Below are 18,795 nucleotides of genomic sequence, written 5' to 3'. Positions count from 1 at the left end.
TTCCTGGACCGCGAACCCGTCGCCCGCGTGAGAAAGCTTATGACGCCACTCGAACCAGTTCCGAGCGTGATTCCCCTCCAAGTCGGCGTCCCCGGCGGTCCGGAGTTGGTGATACTGCTTCTCGTCGCGGTCGTGCTGTTCGGCATTCCGATCGTACTCGTCGCCAGCGGTCTCGTCCTCTACCGACGGATGCAGTCGGACGGCCCAGCTGGCGAGGAGGTCGAGGCGCTCCGCCGGGAGGTTCAGCGACTTCGGGAAGAAGTCGACGAGTTGAACGACGAGAAGTAGCAGTGGAACGCGACAGTGGTCAGGCGGTGTCGAGGTTCGCCCACGCCTCCTCGACCAACTCGCCCGTCTCGCTCACGATGTCGTCCCACTCCTCGTCGTCGGGAGCCATCCCGACGAGTCGCGCGATTCGCATGATGCTGACGTGGTAGACGGTCTGTCTCCCGGGTTCTTCTTGCCAGACGACGACGTTGCACGGGAACAGCGCGCCGATGCGGTTGTCGCTGGCGTGGAGTGCGCGGTCGGCCATGTTCGGGTTGCACGCGCCCAGCACGTAGTAGTGGTCGTGGTCCGCGCCCTCGACTTTCTCGTTGAGGAGTTCCGACGGGGAGAACTCCTCCGGGACGCCGAACCCGGCGTCGGTGAACGCCTCGCGCACGTGTTCGACCGCCTCCTCGTGGCCCATCTCCAGCGTCGCGCGCTTCTCGCCCACGTCCGCGCCGTCGAGTTGCGCGGGGTCTATCGGAAGACTCATACAGGACTCGTTTCGCGTCCGAGCGTGAAAAACCCGCGCTCCCCGGTCCGGAGTCACGGGACGGAGGCCCGGAAGTCAAATCGGAACCGGGAGCCACGAGAACCAGCGGACGACCCGTTCGGGCGACAGCAGCGGCGGGTGGAGAACCAACCAGTCCAGCAGCGCCAGTCCGATGCCGTGGGCGACCACCGACGGGAGTATCGAGTTGCTCTTGTAATCGACCGCCCCGAACAGCACGTCGGTCGGTCCCGACAGCATGAGTTCGACCGGCGGCTTGTACATGTGGTGGAACGCGTAGACGACCGGACTGATGAAGACGCTCTTGAACCCGATTTCGCGCACGCCGACGCAGAGCAGGCCCCGGTAGTACGTCTCGGCGGCCAGCGCGATGACGAACTGCATCAGCGCGTGCGGGAGAAACCGCCCGAGCGCGGGACTGGTCTCCCACATCGGGTAGTACGCCCGAATCGTCGGCAGCGACGACCCGACGACGTAGAACGGGAGGACGAAGAGCGAGAGCAGGACGGTGTTGCGAATCGCGGTCCGGTCGATGCGGTACCCGAGGTGGCGGCCGTGTCGGACCGCCAGCGCGAGGGGCGCGAGGATGTAGACGACGGTGTCCCGAACGAGTCGCTCGTGCAGTCCGCGCACGTCCCACGCCATCCACGCTACGGTGAGGACTGCGCCTGCGAGGAGCGCGCGCTGGACCCAACTCGACCGGGCGACGCCCCGGCGGACCGACCGCGCGACCGACACGCTACTCGTCGGCCGTCGGAATCGGGCCGGTGCCCGTCACGTCGCGAACCAGTTCGAGGAACTCCTGACGGCTCTGGAAGTAGGTCTCGTCCACCTGCTCCAGCAGGTCGCCCAGTTCTTGGGGACCGTCGGGGGTCCGGACGGTCGTTTCCTCGCTCTCCTTGCGGAGAATCTCGCTCTTCTGCACCGGCCAGTGGAGTCGCGAGGCGATACGCACGAGCGGCGCGCCCTCGACGGGTTCGCCGTCACCGAGTTCGACGGCAGGCTCTGCTTCTTCCTCGTTGTCGTCGGCCATACGGCGGGATTCGAATCCCTCGGGATTAGAGCTTTCGGAACGACCTTTTCGCCGCAGAAGCAGGTCCGACCGAGGAATCGCGTTCACCGTACGCGGTCGCGGGACGACGGACAACCGAGAGCCGACGGGTACCTCATCGTCGGTATCGCGCAACGTTACAGGCGGTGTCGTCCACCGCACGCGCGTCTACTGGAAGGCGGTCACTCGCGGACGACGATGTGGCCGTCACTGTAGACCGTCACCTCGTAGTCGAGAAGCGTGAATACGACGTGTCCGCTTCCGCGGGGCATTCCGTTGTGTCTGTCGCTAAAGAGATTGTCGAGCGCGTCCGGGTCGATTTGGTCGTAAAGGGGCGTTCCGAGTTCCGCGGGGTCCACGTCGGCGGCCTCGGCGACGGCGTCGATGACGGCCGCGCTGAGTGGTTCGTCTCGGTCGTAGGTGGTATTCTCGGTGATAGCAGGGGCCTCGTTCGGGTTCTCGGTAATATTCTCACTCATCTATCGTCTTCCTCCATCCGGTCAGGGATACCCCAACGTTGGCGCAGCACTATATAAAAAATCTCCGTATCAAATTGAGCTTGTTGATTTATGCATAGGTTTTCTCCGGGTCGTCGTCGCGACCGAACCGCTTCGCTCAGGGCCGCTTCGACGCGATGTCCCGAATCGCTCCCGCAAGTACGTCGATGCCCACCGGAATCGACTCCTCGTCCACGTCGAACGTCGCGGTGTGGTGGCCGCCGGGGTGGTCGGTGCCGACGCCGACGTAGGCCGCCTTGCCACCGTTGCGCTGGACTGCGCGCATCAAGTAGGTCGCGTCCTCGCTCCCGCCGAGTTCGTCGCGCTCGACCACGTTCTCGACGCCACCGGTCCCGCCCGCCACGTCGGCGACGATGCCGACGAGTTCGTCGTCGCTCTCGGCGCTCGGGGCCTCGCCGTTGGTCGTGACGTCGACCTCACAGCCGTGCATCTCGGCCGCGGATTCGAGGACGCGCTGGGCGCGTTCTTTCATGTAGTCTTTGAGTTCGGTCGTCTCGCCGCGGACCTCGCCCTCGATGTACGCCTCTTCGGGGATGATGTTGGTCGCGGTGCCGCCGCCGACCTGTCCGGCGTTGACCCGGGTCGCACCGTCCTCGTGGCGCGGGATGGCGTAGAGGTTCTGGACCGCCGTCGCCATCGCCTGCACCGCGTTCTCGCCCGCGTTGGGTTCGCCGCCCGCGTGGGCCGGAACGCCCTCGAACTCGGCCCGGAAGTGGCTCACAGCGAGGAACCCGTCGAGACCCGCGACGATTTCGCCGGTCGGGTGGTCGAGTCCGACGTGGGCCGCCAGCAGGTAGTCCACGTCGGCGAGGTGGTCGCTCTCGGCCATCGACTTCCCGCCCGCTATCATCTCCTCGCCGGGTTGGAAGAACACCTTGAGGGTGCCCTCGAAGTCGCTGTCTTTCACCGCTTCGAGGACGCCGAGTCCGATGGTCGCGTGGGCGTCGTGACCGCAGGCGTGCATCGCGCCGTCGTGTTCCGACCGGAACCCGTCGGCGACGGGGACGTGGTCGTCGTCGGTCGATTCGGCGCGCAGCAGACCGTCGATGTCCACGCGGAGACCGACGGTCGGTCCCTCGCCGCGTTCGAGGACCGCGACCGCGCCGGTGTACCCGCCGTCGAGTTTCGCCAGCGTCTCGGGGTCCGCGCCCGCCTCGCGGGCCTGCTCGTACCACTCGTCGAGTTCGTCGTCGTCCGGGACCGCCATGCGCTCGTCCTCCGCGATGGCGTCCGGGCCGACGTACACGTCGTCTACGCCGATGCGTTCGAGTTCCTCGACGATTCGGGCCGTCGTGTAGAACTCCCGCCACGCCGGTTCGGGGTGCCGGTGGAGGTCGCGTCGAATCTCGACCAGTCGGTCGCGTTCGGCCTGTTGGCTCATGTGCAGTCGGAGGAACGCGGGGACCATAAGTGCTGGAGGGTCGGCAAACTACGTCCGTGCCATTGCGTGACTTCTTAATACCTGTGCTCAAGAGTCGAGATAGAGTATGGTAGACAAGGGAGACGACCCACCGGAAGAATCCGTCGAAGAAGAGTTGGAAGACGCCAGAGAGGCCCGTAGCGGGCCGCGAATAGAGTTCTACGGCGGACCGGCCGCCAGCGCCGTCCCCATCGCGCTGTTCATCGGGTGGGCCATCTTCCAGACAGGACTCCTTCGGATCAGCGACACGACCGGACTCGTCGCCGGGATGCTGGTCTCGCTCATCGTGGGGATGTTCCTCGCCAAGGGCGACTGGAAGAACTACGCCAACACCATCTTCGAGGGGATGACCCAGCGCGTGGCCGCGACGGCCATCGTGGCGTGGCTCTGGGCGGGCATGTTCGCGCAGACGATTCAGGACGGCCAGTTCGTCGGCGGTCTCGTGTGGGCCGCCGACGCGCTGTCGGTCGGACCGGCGCTGTTCCCCGCCGTCACGTTCATCCTCGCGGCCCTGCTCGCGACGGGTATCGGGACGGGCTACGGGACCACCATCGCGTTCTCCGGCCTGTTCTTCCCCGCGGGGGTCCTCGTGGGTGCGAACCCCGTCCTGCTGTTCGGGGCTATCCTGTCGGGCGCGGTGTTCGGTGACAACCTCGCGCCGGTCTCCGACACGACCATCGTGAGCGCCGTCACGCAGGACAGCGATATCGGCGGCGTGGTGGCCTCGCGGTTCAAGTACGCCCTCGTCGCCGCGAGCCTCGCGTTCGTCAGCTACCTCGTCGCGGGGTCGGTGATGCCGACCGTCAACGTCGCGGGCGCTGCTAACGTGCTGGGCGAGCAGGCCAACCCGCTCGGCCTGATTCACCTCGTCTCCATCGGTATCGTCATCTTCACCGCGGTTCGGGGCCGACACATCGTGGAGGCCATCTCGTGGGGCATCATCGTCGCGGCTATCGCCAACGTCGCGTTCGACCTCGCGTCGGTCGCCGAGATGATAGTGTTCCGAGCGCCCGAGAACGTCGCCGCGGCCCAGTCGCTCTCGTGGCTCCCCTTCGTGACGACGGTTCCGGCCGGGTCCGACCAGGTCGGTATCGGTGGGAGCATCTACACGGGCGCACAGGGCTTCTTCCCGCTCATCGTGCTCACGCTGCTCATCGTGGCCGGAGCGCGCATCATGATTCGGGGCGGCGGCTTCGCCGCGATTCAGGAGTTCCTCCTCGCACGAGTCGCCACGAACGTCCGGCGTGCCGAGACCACGATGGTGCTGGGCACGGCGTCGGTCAACGCGATGATCACCATCAACACCGCCGCGGAAATCGCCATCGCGCCGTACGTCGCTCGCATCGGCGAGCGGTTCAACATCAACGGCTACCGCCGCGCGAACATCCTCGACGCCAACACCTCCGCGCTCGGTTACATCTTCCCGTGGGCGGGCGGCGTCCTCGTGGGCTACGTCCAGATACAGTCGCTGGTCGGGTCCGAGAACTTCGAGTGGTTCACCCGCGAACTCGTGGTCAACCCCGCGGAAGTCTGGCCGTTCGTCTTCCACGGTTGGTTCCTGTTCGCGGTGTTCATCGTCTCGGCGCTGACCGGGTTCGGACTGGAGTACACCACCGACCGCGAGTCCGAGGAGGTGGCTCGCGTATGAGCCTCCGCGAGAAGTACTTCGCCGGGTGGGGCTTCCGGACGAACAAGCCCTCGTTCGAACCGGGCGAGGAGATTTCGGCGTTCGTGACGGGCCACGACGGCGACGCGCCCGTGGCGCGCATCGGCGATACGATTCTCCGGGTCGAAGGCGCGCCCGGAGACGCGCTCGACACCCGCGTCAGACTCCGCGTGGACGAGTTCGACGACAACGACCACCACGGGACGGCGACGTATCTGGAGACGGTCGGCCGGTCGTCGTTCTGAGTCGGTCGCGGACCACCTTTTTCCCGTACCGGTTCGAGAGCCGACGTAACTCCGTTTCTCGACCGCCGACTCGCTAATCGTCCTCGCCGACTCGGAGGAACGCCAGCGCGCCGCCGAGCAGCGCGAGGTTCTTGAGGAAGTGAATCATCTGCTGTTGCTTCTGTTCCTCGTCGTCAATCGTCCAGAAGTCGTGCATGACCGGCGTTATGCCCACGAAGAAGGTGGCGACCGCTCCGGCGGCGAGTCGCGGGAGCTTCCACAGCGCGATGCCGAGACCACCGAACAGCAGACTCCCGGTAATCGCCGGGACGGTCGTCTCGGCCATCGGCGCGCCTTTGCTCTCGGCGTACCCGACCGTCTCCTCCAGATTCCGGAAGTTGTCCACCGCCATGAACGCCAGCACGCCGCCGAACAGCAGGCGTGCGAGTTTGAACGACGTGGACCCGGTCTTCGGAGGGGCCTCTTCCTGCACGACCTCTCTGGTCTCCTGCACGGTTTCTGCGACGCTCTCTGTCGAGTCGTCTCCGAGTAGAGACATGGACGGACGTACCGCGGCGAGCGACTTACGTCTGTTCGCCATCCTCGCCGCCCGATACGCCGACTCCCGCCGAACGGCCGTCACTCCAGCGCGGGAAGACGCCCCCTGTCACTCCGCCGCGGGAATCGGAAACTCGGCCAGTTCCGGGTACAGTAACTCTTCCGGGCGCTCTCCCCACCATCGTGCTTCGGCGATTTCGCCCTCGCGGGGTCGGACCCCGCCCGAGACGTACTCGCCGTCGAAGACGACGATGAGGCGGTGGACGGGCGGTCGGTCCGGTCGCGCGTTCGCTCGCTGTTCCGCCCCGTCGTCCGCGCGCTCGCTCTCGACGCTCCGGACCTCGATGCGGTGAACCTGCCGGACCCCCGTAATCTCGGCCTCGACGCCGGTCTCCTCGCGGGTCTCCCGCCGGGCGGCGTCTTCGAGGCGTTCGCCCGGTTCCTGTTTGCCTCCGGGGTCGCTCCACGACGACTCGCCTTCGTGGCGCACCAGCAGCACCCGGCCATCGTCGTCGGTGGTCCAGATGCCCGCCCCGCCGAGCGTCCCGGCCTCGAAGCGCTCGCGGACGCGGTCGTAGGCGTCGGGCGGCTGCTTCCACGTCTTCTCGACCACCTCTACCGCGTCGTACTCGCGTCGGAGGCGGTCGAGCGCCGATTCGACCCGGCGGCGCGAGCGCTCGGTTACGGTCACGACCGAGGCTTCGACCGCCGAGCAGAAGGAGACTTCGCTATCCGAGTTCGGCGCGCTGGAAGCGCCAGTAGCCCCCTAGCAGCGGACCGACCACCCAGACCGCGAGGACGAGGAGCATGAACTCGGGTTCGAGGTAGAACGGCGTCGAGGGGTCCGGGGCCGGGATGTCCCGGTACCCCGGGGGAAACGCGAGTTCGAGCGACTGGAGGTAGGCGGTCGTCGGACTCAGACTCCGGACGAGCGACTCGGTGTTCGACGAGAGCGCGACGCCCAGCGTGTCCTCGAACACGAATCGGAGGGCGCCCACGACCGAGAACGCCGACCCCTGAATCCAGAGGACGTTGAACACGAAGAAGTAGCCGATGGACCCGGCCATCGCCCGCGACCGGGAGGCCGTCAGCGCCGAGATGCCGACCGCGACCGAGACGTACGCCAGCGTGAAGTAGAGGGTCAGGCCGACCACGCGGGCGAACGTCGGGAGTTCGAGGTCGGGGTACCACACCGCCGACAGCACCGCGGCGACCCCGAACGCCAGCAGGATGGCCGCGGTGACCACGGTCGCTCGCGAGAGGTACTTGCCGAACACCACGTCCCTGCGGCGGTTCGGAATCGAGAGCAGGAACTTGATGCTCCCCGACTCGCGCTCCCCGGCGATGGAGAGGTACGCCGCCACGAGCGCGACCAGCGGGATGAACAGCACCGCGAGTCCCGACATGTTCCAGAGTTGCAGGAGGACGCGGGGGTTCTCGCCCGTGCTCCCGGTGTAGAAGAACAGCACGGCGAACAGGGTGTAGATACCCCCGACGAACCAGAGTAACTTCGCTCTGCGAACGTCTTTGAGGTCCTTGCGGACCACGGCACGGAGGCTCACACCGCCACCTCCGGGGAGTCGTCGGTCTCGCCGCCGGTCGCGTCGCCGGGGTCGGCGTCGGTGTACCGGTTGAACAGGTCTTCGAGCGACGCCTCCGCCGACTGGATGTCGAGTATCGTCGCCGCCTCGTCGACGCGCTTGAGCACGTCTATCTTCGCACCGGGGTCAGAACAGACCGCGGTGACGGCGTTGCCGTCCGCGCTCCACCGTTCGACGCCCGCGAGCGCGCCGAGGTCGAGGTCCGCGGGCACGCGGTCCACCGTGGCCGTAATCTGACTGGTCCCGCCCGCGCCCTCGCGGAGACCGGCGATGGTGTCCTCGGCGACGAGTCGGCCGTCGCTCATGATGCCGACGCGGTCGCAGATGGCTTCGACCTGCGGCAGGATGTGACTGGAGAAGAAGACGGTCGTCCCGCGCTCGGCCTCCTCGCGGAGCAGGTCGCGCATCTCCTGAATCCCGTTGGGGTCGAGGCCCGACGACGGTTCGTCCAGAATCAGGAGGTCGGGTTCGCCCACGAGCGCCATCCCGAGCGCGAGGCGCTGGCTCATCCCCTTCGAGTAGCCGCCCGCCCGTCGCTTGCGGTCCTGGCGGTCGAGTCCGACGCGGTCGAGAATCGCGTCCGGGTCGGCGTCGGCGTCCTTGGTCTCGGCGACCCACGCGACGTGTTCCCGGCCGGTCAGTCGGTCGTAGAGCGTCGCGCCCTCGGGGAGGACGCCGACGCGCTCGCGGATGGCTTGGGTCTCGCGCTGGGCGTCGTGGCCCAGCACTTCGGCCGACCCCTCCGTCGGTCGGATGAAGTCCAGCAGCACGTTGATGGTCGTCGATTTGCCCGCGCCGTTGGGACCGAGGAAGCCGAAAATCTCCCCGGTCTCGACCGTCAGGTCGAGCGAATCGACGGCGAGTACGTCGTCACCGAATCGCTTCGTCAGGTCGTGAGTGTCGATTGCAGACATGGGTTGACTGTCGTGTGGTTCGTCGCCTATCGCCGCTCGGTTCTCGGCACTGCCGCGTCGCGGCGTCGAGCGCGTGACGACGCGTCGCTCGTCGGTGGCACGGGAAGACGATGGACCGCGATTGGGATAAACACCCCCGCAGATTCGCAGAACCAGCAACCGCGCTCGCGTTTGAAAGACCCCTCCTCGCAGGGCGACCGGCCGCTCAGACGTGTTCGTCGAGGAACTCGGCGACGCTGGTGTAGGCCTCGATGCGGTTCTCCAGTTTCGAGAAGCCGTGGCCCTCGTCGTCGAAGATGAGTTTCTCGACGGGGACTCCCTGCTCGGCGACCACGTCGGCTATCTGCTCGGCCTCGCCGACCGGAACGCGGGGGTCGTTCGCGCCGTGGAGGACCATCAGCGGTGCCGCGATGTTCTCGGCCTTGTTGCTCGGACTGATGGACTCGAGGAACTCGCGGTCGTCTTCGAGCGATCCGTACTCGGCCTCGCGGTGTTCGCGCCGCCAGTCGCCCGTGTTCTCGAGGAACGTCACGAAGTTGGCGATGCCCACGATGTCCACGCCCGCCGCCCAGAGGTCGGGGTACTCGGTGAGCGCCGCCAGCACCATGAACCCGCCGTAGGACCCGCCCATGGCGACGACTCGGTCGGGGTCGATTTCGGGCCTGTCGCGGAGCCACTGGACGCCCGCCTCGATGTCCGCGACCGAGTCCATCCGCTTCTCCACGTCGTCCAGATGGGTGTACGCCTTGCCGTACCCCGCCGACCCGCGGACGTTCGGTTCGAAGTAGGCGTAGCCCCGGTTCAGGAAGTACTGCTTGACGGGGTGGAACGAGGGTCGGCGCTGGCTCTCGGGACCGCCGTGGATGTCCACGATGACGGGCGTCGCGCCGTCCTCCGCGTCGTTCGGGACCGAGAAGAAGGCCGGAATCTCCCTGCCGTCGAACGTCTCGTACCGGACCAGTTCGGGTTCGACGAACGACGACTTCGGGAGTCCGGCGGTGGCCGCGTCGGTCCACCGCTCGGTCTCGCCCGTCTCGACGTCCACGACGTGGACGTTGGTGTTCCCGGTACTCGCGGTGACGGTGAGCGCGAACCGCTCGGCCTCGTCGTCGAACGACGGACCGCCCGCGACGCAGGACGGCAGGTCCGGCGTCGGGAACTCCCGGTACTCTGTCTCGCCCGTGAGTTCGCCGACCGTCAGTTCGGTGTACCCGTCGACGTTTCGCCCGAAGACGAACCGGCCGGTGTCCTCGTCCACGGTGACGCTATCGACGTTCCAATCGCCGCCCTCCGCGACGGTTTCGACGGCTCCGGTTTCGAGGTCGAGTCTAGCGAAGTACGTGGTGTCGGCCCCCTCGTCGGTAGTGAGATACAGCGCGTCGCCGTCGGGACTCCAGTTGACCGACCCGTAACGCACGTTGCCCTCGTGGGGCGTGAGGTGGTCGCGGTCCCCGGTCTCCACGTCGAGGACGTACAGGTCCTGGTCGAAACTGGAGTGGGATTCGAGGACGGCGAGCGACTCGTCGTCGGGACTCCACCCGACCGCCGAGAGCCAGCCGTCGCCCTCGTAGACCATCTCGGCGTCGTCGCCGCGCTCGTCGCGACCCTGCACGTACACGTCGAACACCGATTCGTCCCGGCGGTTCGACGAGAACGCGAACCGCGACCCGTCGGAGTTCCACCCGCCCCAGTAGTGGATGGCGTCGGGCACGTCGGTCAGCGGCGTGATGGTCTCGCCGTCGCCGTCGAGGCGGAATAGCTGGGTTCGCTCGTCGCCGCCTTGGTCCATGCCGAATATCAGTTCGTCGCGCTCGGGCGACCACGACGCGAAACTGACGGCCTCCTCCTCGAAGGTGAGTTGCCGGGGCCACTCGCGGGGCGCGTCGAGTCGCCACACCTGCGGGACGCCCGTCGTGTCCATCAGGAAGGAGAGTCGTTCGCCGTCCGGGCCGAACGACGGCGTGTTCGCGCTCCGCACGTTGAGATAGCGCTCGAAGTCGTACGTTTGCATGGGTCGTGGTTACGAACCGACCGCCAAATCGCTTTGGACTCCGGCGGTCGGCGACCTGCGGCCCGAAAACCGATACCACGCGCTGCCAACGCGTCAGTTCCCTCTCTGCCCGACTCCCCACCCGATGTTCTGGGGCGACTATCCCCTCTCGGAAACAGTCGGTTACGACGGTTCATCCGCCGATTAACAAAATCCAACATCCACGAACGCCGACCGAGAGACGAATCGGACTCGGCGACGCGCTCGCTCCGCAGGACGGGTCGCCCGCTGGAACCGTAGGACTCGACGCCGACGGCGCGAGCGACCTGCTGGTCGGCGCGCCGCGGAGCGACGCGGGCGGCAACGACTCGGGTGCCGCCTCTCCCGTCGGGCGTGGTTGTCCGGGCGGAACGGCGACCGAACCGGTCGAACAATCGACGACGACCGAGCAGGTGACGACCACGACCGAGGAGACTACCACGGAGGAGAGGCCGACCGAGCGACTACCACGGAGTCCGGCGGAACCTCCGACCGGACGACAACGTCGATAGCGAGGGCGTAGGTGCGACGAACCGGACGAGAAGAGCGGGCGCGAGACGACGACCGAGACCGTCGGCGACGGGAGGTCGGACGGCGTGCGCGGCGACGCGAACGCGGAGCGACGCGACCGTGGAAACGGAGACGGGAACACCCCTCGCGACCGACTCGGACAACCGGTTTCGTTGGGGCTTCGAGGCGTACGCGAGCGAATTCCGTGGCTGTTCGACGTGCGCGCGACCGGTCGATACACGACCGTCGGACGGGGACCGCTCGCTCCGAACGCTCGAAACAACCAATGGAACCGCGGTAACGGACGGTTCCCCGAGGGCGGGGTGTCGGCGGTACGTCACGGTCCGCGCGTCCGGAGGTCCGGTCGGTGGCCCGAACGGACCCCTCGGCGGGTTGTCAATCGGGGTCTCGGCAGCGGGTTCGAATCCGACGGCCGACCCGGAACGGCCAGTTTCTTCTGGACCCGTCCGCACAACTTTCGGTTGAACAGTTGAACGATTCGGGCGAGCGCGTAAACAGTCGAATCGGTTTATGCGCGTTTCTATCCTCCGTTTTCCGCAGTGATGGCCACCGAAAGTTCACGAACATCCCGGGAGGAGGTCTTCGACGCCGTCAAGAACCTGCGCCGTCGCTACGTTCTCTACTATCTCCAGCGGTACGGGGGGCCGGTCGAACTCGGCGAACTCGCCGAACAGGTCGCAGCGTGGGAGAACGACACGACGGTATCGGAGGTATCGACCGGCCAGCGCAAGTCGGTGTACAGCGCGCTCCATCAGACCCACCTGCCGAAGTTACAGTCGGCGGGCGTCCTCCGGTACGACGCCGACCGGAGTCTGGTCCACACCACCGACAAGGCCGCGAACCTCGACATGAAACTGGCCAGCGACCCGCAAACGTCGCTTCCGTGGCACCGAGTGTACCTCGGTCTCGCCGCGCTGAGTCTGGTCCTCTTGGCCTCGGTCTGGGCCGGGTTGTACCCCTTCTCACTGCTCTCGGGGGTCGAGTACGCCCTGCTGGTCATCTCGGTGTTCGGCGCGACGGCGCTGTTCCACACCCACGACCTGCGACGCTGGCGACGGCGCGCGGACAACGCCGCGCCGGACTTCATCCTCGAAGTCAACGACTGAGACGGGTGCGTACTTTTCTCAGAGGTCTCCGTCCTCGTCCCGCAAGCGAGTCCTCGTCCGAACCCCCACACTTTCGGTACCGGCCACGCCACGGACAGGCTACCGCGTCCCGCGGGAACCGGGACGCTTCCGAGTCCGCGTCGAAAACGAGCGTAGAACCAGCGGAGCGCACCGCGAGACGAGAAAGGAGGGTTTTTAGTGGGCCGCTTCGTGGCGGTTCGTATGCGCGTCGCGTTCGTCTCGGAGACGGTGGCCCAACACCGTGAGACGGGGGTAACGCGACGAATCCGACGCACCGCCGAGGCGCTCGCTGGCCGGGGTCACGACGTGTTCATCTGTTGTGCGCAGTGGTGGGACGGCGACCACGACTCGTTCGAGCAGGACGGCGTGACCTACCGGGCGGTCACCGCGAAGTCGCCCGGCGACGGTCGGTTCGCCGTCTCGCTCCCGGCCGCACTCCGGGCCATCGACCCGGACGTGATTCAGGCCACCGCCGCCGACCCGACACACGTTCTCGCCGCGAAGGCCGCCAGCATCGTCCTCCGAGCGCCGCTCGTGGTGGACTGGTACGAGTCACCCGACGCGGGCGACGCCGACGACCCGCTGTGGCGACTCGCCGCCAGCGTCCCCGAACTCGTTCTCGCGCCCTCCGAGACCGTCCGGACCCGCGTCCGGGAACTCGGCGCGGACGGCGACGCGGTCTGGGTCGTCCCCAACGGCATCGACATCGACGCCATCCGGTCGGCCCAACCGCGCGAGGTCGCAGACATCGTCTACTCCCGCCGCCTCGACGCCGACGCCAACTTGGAGAGCCTGTTGCTCGCGCTCGCGGAACTCCGGGACCACGACTGGTCGGCCGTCGTCATCGGCGACGGTCCCGAGCGCGACGTGTACGAACGACAGGTCCGGGACCTGCGAATCGAGGACCGCGTCTCGTTCGCGGGCGACCAACCGCTAGAGAACCGACTGTCGGCGTTCAAGGGCGCGCAGGTCTACGTCCAGACCGCTCGCCGGGAGGCGTTCCCGACCGACCTGCTCCGGGCGCTGGCCTGCGGTAGTACGGGCGTCGTGGAGTACCACGTCGAGTCGAGCGCTCACGAACTGGTCGAACAGGAGAACCGCGCGTTCCGGACGACCAGCGAGCAGGAACTCACCGACGCCCTCGTCACGGCGAGCGAGATGGAACCGATGGAGTTCAACGAGAACTTCGCCGAGTACGACGAGGAGCAGATACTCGACAAGTACCTGACCGCCTACGACGAGGCCGAAGAGCGGATGAGTTGGGTCGAACCCGCGGCGCTGGCGGGCGGCGTCGTGTTGGTCGTGGCGCTGGTCGCGTTGCTGGTCGTAGTTCTCTGAGTGGTGGCCGAATCTTTTGTATGCCGAAGCTGCCACTGGCCGCAATCTCCCGAATTTCGGGTCGAAAATCAAAATAGATTCTCTGGTTTACCGTTAGTACCGGGCAGTGTCGATACCGAGAGAAATTCTGAAGGATACGAAGAGCCACATTTTATGTAAAAATATTATATATAAAATTATAAGAAAATTATTTTTAGGCATTTTATTTATGTTAATATGATGTCTGACAAAGGTGATCAGAAGACCGACCGACGCTCGATGTTGAAGGAAGTCAACGACGGACACAACGTATTTAGAGACGAGAGCAGCGCCTCGTCGGACCGGCGGCCGCTTTTGAAAGGAATCGGTGTCTCGTTAGCGAGCGCGCTCGGACTAGGCGGTACTGCCGCCGCTTCGGACCGAACGGAGTCGGAGATGCACAAGAAGACCGAAGCGGCGATAGACGGTTACGATACACCCAGTGCCGTGAAATCAGCATTGACTGAACACGAAAACGGACTCCTCGATAGCGTTGCGAGAAGTAGTTTCCTCGGAACCGTCAGTCTAAGTTCGTTCGAGTCCGATACCGTCAACGTCCAGAAGGCCCCTCCCGAGAGTGACCCGGACGAAGGGACCTACGTGACTGCCTCCAAGCATGACGGGGAGTACACGGCACACATCTCGATAGTCCGGAAGACGCCGAATGCCGTCGTCCGTCTCAACGTCCAACCGCAACTCGACCGGAGTTTCGCGACGGTACGAACCCGAGACGGTGAGACTGTCGCAGTCATCGACCCCAGTAACGAGAAGGCAATCTCCACCCAATCGACGGATGGTAGCGACGACGACGTGTCGATTCAGAAGATCTGTGGGAGCGACGGCTACACCTGCCCGCCGGGTGCGTGCTGTACGTTCTGCGGAGCGAAGCAGGTCAAACACAAGCGCACCTGCTGTCAGTATGCAGACGGGTCCCTCGATTGTTACGAGGAGCCAATCGACAATTGCTGTGACCCGCTTGTCTGCTGTTGAATCGGCCACTCGATAGCTGCTATTTTGTGAAACGTTCGGTCAACTCGAACAACGAGCGAGCGTCATCGTCCGACCCGAGGTGACGAGATAGCGTTGCTCGTCGCGGCAGTCGACCACGCGGAGCGACGAGATTTCTGTGTAATCGGCAGTTCGGTCGTACGCCGCCAGAAAAGCAGACAACTCTTTGGGGTCGTCCCATGTGACGCGCCATGTAACAAGCGTCGTGGACCCGTTCCGGAAGTAGTCCATCCTATCAATAATCCAACCTTCTGTCGCAGTTGCCGCGCGGTTTTCGGCCACTCCGTTTGCTCGGAGTAATTCACGGACGAAAAGTTCGCCGATGCGGTCGGTCCGGGCGTGGTCGAAAGAGTCGGGCACGTCAGGTCGCGCTGGCGTGTCAGCCAGCGACTCTTCGCGGTCGGGGTGAAGAATCCGGGACGTGGAGTGGATTCGGTCGGAACGCTCGAAAGTCGTGATGTTTCGGGTACGACTGTACCGATAACCGTGATAGTACACGGACTGGAGTACCTGCCGCTTCCACGTTCGGTCTCGGTCCGTGAGCGCCAATGCGTTGAGGTGGCCGCCGTACCGACGAACGTACCGGTCTGCAACGTACAACGAGACGCCGTTGCCGAACGCCTGCTGGGCGAGAAGTCGGTCGGTCGTCAACCGTCGGTTCGCGCTTTGTGGACTTATTTCGGTTCCGTTCGCCGCTCCCGGCAGTGAGACGGCGCTGCTCAGTTCGTGGACGACGAGAGCTTCGTACGAGAGCCACGACACGTTCTCGACGACGGATTCGTTCGCAAGCCGAATCGTCACCGGGCCGCCACTGGGGGAAAAACTAGTGGACCCGAGGGACGAACGACCAGCCACGTTCGCCGAGGGGTCGACTCCCAAGAGTTCGAGTCCCGACGATCCGACGCGGGCGAACCGGCCACTGTCCGGCGTCGTGTCGATTGCCGCTCCGGAGTCCACGGTACAGATAGTGAGGTTCCGTCGCAGTCGCTTGTCCATGATTCGCTCGACTCGGTGCACTATCTGTTCGTAATCGCGGTCGGGTATCCCATCGCAGACCGTGATACTGGCCTTTAGTTGGGTGTCGTTTTCGGTCCCGCCATCGACCACGTTACCAATGCCGGTCTCGCTACTGCCGAGTTGGCGAATGACATCTGTCCCGGTAACCAATCCGAAAACGACAGCCAACGCGACGAGAACTACCAGAATAGTCATCCTTCCAACTGAACGTGCGCTCATGGACTCATACACTATGCTTCAAAACTTAGAACCTTTGAATATACAGCTCGCTCGCGAGATTCGATGTTACTCCTCGAACGCTTCTGGCTTATCGGCCGCTTCCACCGCACGAACCGCCTCGACGTTCTCCTCGACGTCGTGAACCCGGACGATGTCGGCCCCGCGCTCCGCCGCGATAGCGGTCCCGGCCACCGTCGCGGCGGTCCGGTCGTCGTCCGCGCCGACAAGTCCGAACATCGACTTGTGGGAGTGACCGACGAGGACGGGACACTCCAGCGCGTGGAACTCGTCGGTCCGGCCGAGCAACTCGAAGTTCTCTCGCATCGACTTGCCGAAGCCCAGACCGGGGTCCACGATTATCTGTTCGCGGTCGAGACCCGCCTTCTCGGCCAGCAGGACTTGCTCCTCCAGTTCGTCGATGACGTCCTCGACCACGTCGTCGTACTCCACGTCCCTGTCCGGTACGACCGGGGCGTCGATGCTGTGCATCACCACGAGAGGCGCGTCGTACTCGGCCGCCACGAAGCGCATCTCGGGGTCCTCCAGTCCGGACACGTCGTTGAGTACGTCTGCGCCCGCTTCCAGCGCGGCCCGGCCGACCGCGGCCTTCCGGGTGTCGATGGAGAGCACGGCGTCGAGGTCCGCGATGCGTTCGATGACCGGGACGACGCGCTCGATTTCCTCTTCTACAGAAATCTCGTCCGCGCCGGGTCGCGTGCTCTCGCCGCCCACGTCGATTATGTCCACGCCCGCCTCGACCATCTGCTCGGCGCGGGCCACCGCGTCCTCGACCGCCTCGTACCGGCCGCCGTCGTGGAAACTGTCGGGCGTGACGTTCAGGATGCCCATGACCGCGGTGGCGTCCTCCCACGGGTAGCCCCGGCGCTCGGTCTCGGTCCGGATGCCCAGCGCCTCCCGGAGTTCGTCGGCGAACACCGACAGGCCGTACGGTTGGTCGTCGAGTTTCGCGGCGAGGCGCTTGAACTGGGCCAGCGTCCCCATCAGCACCACGTCCACGTTCTCCTCGTCCTGCTCGTTGACGCCCGAGACGGCGCACTCGCCGCCGAGGCTCAGCATCTCCTCCTTGAGGTAGCGGGCCTGCCGGACCTGCACGCGGGTCTTCAGCACTCGGTGGACCGCCTTGCCGCGCATCCGCCAGACGCCGGGGTCGGTCACGTCCGCGCCGTCGAGGGCGTCGCGGGCGTCGTCGAGATTCCGGATGCGCTTGGGAATCTCGGCGCGAGTCCACCGCGACCGGGCCTCCGCGACCGCGAACAGCGACCCCGCGACCAGCACGAGGTCGTCCTCGCTCGCGGCGTCCAGCGCGTTCTCCAGCGCGCCTTCGACGGAGTTTCGGGTCAGCACCTCGTCGGCCCCGGACTCCTCGAAGGCGCGGGCGACGACCGCCTCGTCCTCCGCCCGGTCGAGGTTCGGTTGGCAGGCGACCACGCGGTCGGGGGTCGGCAGGGCCTCGGCCATCCCCCGGAGGTCCTTGTCGTGCATCGCGCCGAAGACGAGGTGGAAGTCGTCGATTTCGCCGTCGAACTCCGCCAGCGTCTCGGCCAGCGCCTCGCACGCGCCGGGGTTGTGCGCGCCGTCGAGGACGACGACGGGATCCCGACCCATCACCTCGAACCGGCCGGGCCAGTCGGCCTTCCGGAGGCCGCGGGCCAGTTCCGTCTCGCTCAGGTCGGTGACCTGCCGGGCGAGCGCGGCGGCCACGCCCGCGTTCCGGGCCTGATACTCGCCGAGCAGGGGGATTTCGGTCTCGACGTTCCACCCGTCTCCGGCCAGCGAGACGGCGGCCTCGGTGTGGTTGGTCCGCCCGCCGTACTCGACGCGGACGTCCGCGTCGTCGGTCTCTCCCACGGTGCGGACTTCGCCCGCCTGCGCTCGCACCGCGTCGAGCGCTTCGCCGGTCGTCGCGGTCACGAGGGGCGCGTCGGCGGGCGCGACGTGGGCCTTGTCGCGGGCGATTTCCTCGATGGTCTCGCCGATGATACCGGTGTGTTCGAGGGTGACGCTCGTGACCGCGCTGGCGACCGGGTTCACGACGCTGGTGGCGTCGTACTTGCCGCCGATGCCGACCTCTAGCACCGCGACGTCCACATCCTCGCGGCCGAAGTGCCAGAGCGCGAGTCCGGTCATCACCTCGAAGAAGGTCGGGGCCTCGCCGTCGGCCGCCCGGTCGGTGACGTACCCCCGAACCGAATCGGCGTACGCCGCGAGCGCGGACTTGGGAATCTTGCGACCGTTCACCCGAATCCGCTCGCGCACGTCGTCGAAGTGCGGAGAGGTGTACAGCCCCACGTCGAGACCCGCCTCCCGGAGCGCGCGCTCGGTCATCCGGGCGGTCGAACCCTTCCCGTTCGACCCGGCGACCTGCACGTACTCGACCCCCTCGTGAGGGTCGTCGAGGTGGGCGAGCAACTGCGCGGTCGATTCCGTCCCCGGTTTGGGACGGAACCGACGCAGGTCGAACAGGAAGTTCGCCGCCTCGTGGTAGTCCATATCTGCGTGAACAAACGCGGCGCGCTTTAGAGTGTCGGACCCGGACCGCCGGGTCGGCGAATCGCTCCGTCGAGAGGGACGCGCTCGGTGTCACAGTTCACAGGATGCGCCGCGTCTGCGCTCGCAGTGCGAGCGCGGACGCACGCGGGGAGGTTCGGGGCGCGGTGCGGGCACGGAGCGGTCGCGGTGCGGTTTCGGTGCGGCGCTGTACTCCTCGGCTCAAGCAGTAGCTAGCTTCGCCGCATCGTCATCCCCAGCGCACCGTCA

General features: G+C 66.0%; 18 protein-coding genes. 6 read left to right on the top strand and 12 right to left on the bottom strand.

All coding sequences use genetic code 11. The features are described from left to right. Positions 1–66 precede the first annotated feature (66 nt). Positions 67–288, top strand: coding sequence for a coiled-coil domain-containing protein (locus NGM06_RS09405; RefSeq protein WP_254266711.1), 222 nt, complete (start codon positions 67–69; stop codon positions 286–288). A 19-nt stretch (positions 289–307) separates the two neighbouring features. On the opposite strand, the gene NGM06_RS09400 is transcribed toward NGM06_RS09405, so the two are convergent. From NGM06_RS09400 to NGM06_RS09380, 5 genes are all read right to left on the bottom strand, one after another. Further along, on the bottom strand, positions 308–760 hold the full coding sequence (locus NGM06_RS09400; RefSeq protein ID WP_254266710.1) for a DUF302 domain-containing protein: 453 nt from the start codon (positions 758–760) through the stop codon (positions 308–310). 75 nt (positions 761–835) lie between these two features. Further along, positions 836–1,423: a CPBP family intramembrane glutamic endopeptidase gene (locus tag NGM06_RS09395; protein ID WP_368410477.1), complete on the bottom strand. Its 588-nt coding sequence runs from the start codon at positions 1,421–1,423 to the stop codon at positions 836–838. 94 nt (positions 1,424–1,517) lie between these two features. Then, positions 1,518–1,811 (bottom strand): DUF5789 family protein, encoded by a 294-nt coding sequence (locus NGM06_RS09390; RefSeq protein WP_254266708.1) that lies wholly within the window; start codon positions 1,809–1,811, stop codon positions 1,518–1,520. A gap of 200 nt (positions 1,812–2,011) precedes the next feature. After that, entirely contained in the window at positions 2,012–2,308 is a 297-nt protein-coding gene (gene ddfA / locus NGM06_RS09385; protein WP_163522233.1) for a DdfA family disk-determining factor, read from the bottom strand. Positions 2,309–2,444: 136 nt separating this feature from the next. Further along, positions 2,445–3,728 (bottom strand): amidohydrolase, encoded by a 1,284-nt coding sequence (locus tag NGM06_RS09380; protein WP_254266707.1) that lies wholly within the window; start codon positions 3,726–3,728, stop codon positions 2,445–2,447. Positions 3,729–3,834: 106 nt separating this feature from the next. On the opposite strand from NGM06_RS09380, the gene NGM06_RS09375 reads away from it, so the two are divergent. Continuing rightward, positions 3,835–5,415, top strand: coding sequence for a Na+/H+ antiporter NhaC family protein (locus tag NGM06_RS09375; RefSeq protein ID WP_254266706.1), 1,581 nt, complete (start codon positions 3,835–3,837; stop codon positions 5,413–5,415). After that, positions 5,412–5,678 carry a DUF7513 family protein gene (locus NGM06_RS09370; protein ID WP_254266705.1) on the top strand — a complete coding sequence of 89 codons (267 nt, stop codon included), beginning with the start codon at positions 5,412–5,414 and terminating at the stop codon, positions 5,676–5,678. Before NGM06_RS09375 ends, NGM06_RS09370 begins: the two co-directional genes overlap by 4 nt. A gap of 73 nt (positions 5,679–5,751) precedes the next feature. Here the strand turns inward: NGM06_RS09370 and NGM06_RS09365 are convergent, their stop codons facing one another. From NGM06_RS09365 to NGM06_RS09345, 5 genes are all read right to left on the bottom strand, one after another. Beyond that, a complete protein-coding gene (locus NGM06_RS09365; protein WP_256567926.1) occupies positions 5,752–6,216 on the bottom strand; it encodes a DoxX family protein in 465 nt (154 codons plus the stop codon). A gap of 108 nt (positions 6,217–6,324) precedes the next feature. Continuing rightward, on the bottom strand, positions 6,325–6,906 hold the full coding sequence (locus tag NGM06_RS09360; RefSeq protein WP_254266704.1) for an NUDIX domain-containing protein: 582 nt from the start codon (positions 6,904–6,906) through the stop codon (positions 6,325–6,327). A gap of 37 nt (positions 6,907–6,943) precedes the next feature. After that, positions 6,944–7,777: an ABC transporter permease gene (locus tag NGM06_RS09355; protein WP_254266703.1), complete on the bottom strand. Its 834-nt coding sequence runs from the start codon at positions 7,775–7,777 to the stop codon at positions 6,944–6,946. Then, entirely contained in the window at positions 7,774–8,730 is a 957-nt protein-coding gene (locus NGM06_RS09350; protein WP_254266702.1) for an ABC transporter ATP-binding protein, read from the bottom strand. The genes NGM06_RS09355 and NGM06_RS09350 overlap by 4 nt, the downstream gene beginning before the upstream one ends. Positions 8,731–8,935: 205 nt before the next feature. Beyond that, entirely contained in the window at positions 8,936–10,741 is a 1,806-nt protein-coding gene (locus tag NGM06_RS09345) for a S9 family peptidase (protein WP_254266701.1), read from the bottom strand. Positions 10,742–11,832: 1,091 nt separating this feature from the next. Between NGM06_RS09345 and NGM06_RS09340 the strand changes: the two genes are divergently transcribed. The 3 genes from NGM06_RS09340 to NGM06_RS09330 all read left to right on the top strand — a co-directional run bounded on the left by NGM06_RS09340 (position 11,833) and on the right by NGM06_RS09330 (position 14,763). Next, a complete protein-coding gene (locus NGM06_RS09340) occupies positions 11,833–12,396 on the top strand; it encodes a DUF7344 domain-containing protein (protein WP_254266700.1) in 564 nt (187 codons plus the stop codon). A 222-nt stretch (positions 12,397–12,618) separates the two neighbouring features. After that, a complete protein-coding gene (locus NGM06_RS09335; RefSeq protein WP_254266699.1) occupies positions 12,619–13,755 on the top strand; it encodes a glycosyltransferase in 1,137 nt (378 codons plus the stop codon). 216 nt (positions 13,756–13,971) lie between these two features. Beyond that, positions 13,972–14,763, top strand: coding sequence for a hypothetical protein (locus NGM06_RS09330; protein WP_254266698.1), 792 nt, complete (start codon positions 13,972–13,974; stop codon positions 14,761–14,763). A gap of 39 nt (positions 14,764–14,802) precedes the next feature. Here NGM06_RS09330 and NGM06_RS09325 read toward each other — a convergent pair whose 3' ends face one another. Both NGM06_RS09325 and folP read right to left on the bottom strand, forming a co-directional pair. Further along, positions 14,803–15,777: a hypothetical protein gene (locus tag NGM06_RS09325; RefSeq protein WP_254266697.1), complete on the bottom strand. Its 975-nt coding sequence runs from the start codon at positions 15,775–15,777 to the stop codon at positions 14,803–14,805. A 306-nt stretch (positions 15,778–16,083) separates the two neighbouring features. Continuing rightward, a complete protein-coding gene (gene folP / locus NGM06_RS09320; protein WP_254266696.1) occupies positions 16,084–18,528 on the bottom strand; it encodes a dihydropteroate synthase in 2,445 nt (814 codons plus the stop codon). Positions 18,529–18,795 lie beyond the last annotated feature (267 nt).

This window comes from Halorussus aquaticus (genome assembly GCF_024218795.1).
Classification (GTDB): Archaea; Halobacteriota; Halobacteria; order Halobacteriales; family Haladaptataceae; genus Halorussus; species Halorussus aquaticus.
Note: the sequence above shows the minus strand (reverse complement) of the source record. Positions and strands in the feature narration are given on the sequence as shown.

Bases quoted from the DNA above. Each gene is read 5' to 3' on its own strand.
- NGM06_RS09400 (WP_254266710.1), bottom strand. From the start codon at position 760: ATGAGTCTTCCGATAGACCCCGCGCAACTCGACGGCGCGGACGTGGGC.
- NGM06_RS09395 (WP_368410477.1), bottom strand. From the start codon at position 1,423: ATGGCGTGGGACGTGCGCGGACTGCACGAGCGACTCGTTCGGGACACC.
- NGM06_RS09390 (WP_254266708.1), bottom strand. From the start codon at position 1,811: ATGGCCGACGACAACGAGGAAGAAGCAGAGCCTGCCGTCGAACTCGGT.
- ddfA (WP_163522233.1), bottom strand. From the start codon at position 2,308: ATGAGTGAGAATATTACCGAGAACCCGAACGAGGCCCCTGCTATCACC.
- NGM06_RS09380 (WP_254266707.1), bottom strand. From the start codon at position 3,728: ATGAGCCAACAGGCCGAACGCGACCGACTGGTCGAGATTCGACGCGAC.
- NGM06_RS09375 (WP_254266706.1), top strand. From the start codon at position 3,835: ATGGTAGACAAGGGAGACGACCCACCGGAAGAATCCGTCGAAGAAGAG.
- NGM06_RS09370 (WP_254266705.1), top strand. From the start codon at position 5,412: ATGAGCCTCCGCGAGAAGTACTTCGCCGGGTGGGGCTTCCGGACGAAC.
- NGM06_RS09365 (WP_256567926.1), bottom strand. From the start codon at position 6,216: ATGTCTCTACTCGGAGACGACTCGACAGAGAGCGTCGCAGAAACCGTG.
- NGM06_RS09350 (WP_254266702.1), bottom strand. From the start codon at position 8,730: ATGTCTGCAATCGACACTCACGACCTGACGAAGCGATTCGGTGACGAC.
- NGM06_RS09345 (WP_254266701.1), bottom strand. From the start codon at position 10,741: ATGCAAACGTACGACTTCGAGCGCTATCTCAACGTGCGGAGCGCGAAC.
- NGM06_RS09340 (WP_254266700.1), top strand. From the start codon at position 11,833: ATGGCCACCGAAAGTTCACGAACATCCCGGGAGGAGGTCTTCGACGCC.
- NGM06_RS09335 (WP_254266699.1), top strand. From the start codon at position 12,619: ATGCGCGTCGCGTTCGTCTCGGAGACGGTGGCCCAACACCGTGAGACG.
- NGM06_RS09330 (WP_254266698.1), top strand. From the start codon at position 13,972: ATGATGTCTGACAAAGGTGATCAGAAGACCGACCGACGCTCGATGTTG.
- NGM06_RS09325 (WP_254266697.1), bottom strand. From the start codon at position 15,777: ATGGACAAGCGACTGCGACGGAACCTCACTATCTGTACCGTGGACTCC.
- folP (WP_254266696.1), bottom strand. From the start codon at position 18,528: ATGGACTACCACGAGGCGGCGAACTTCCTGTTCGACCTGCGTCGGTTC.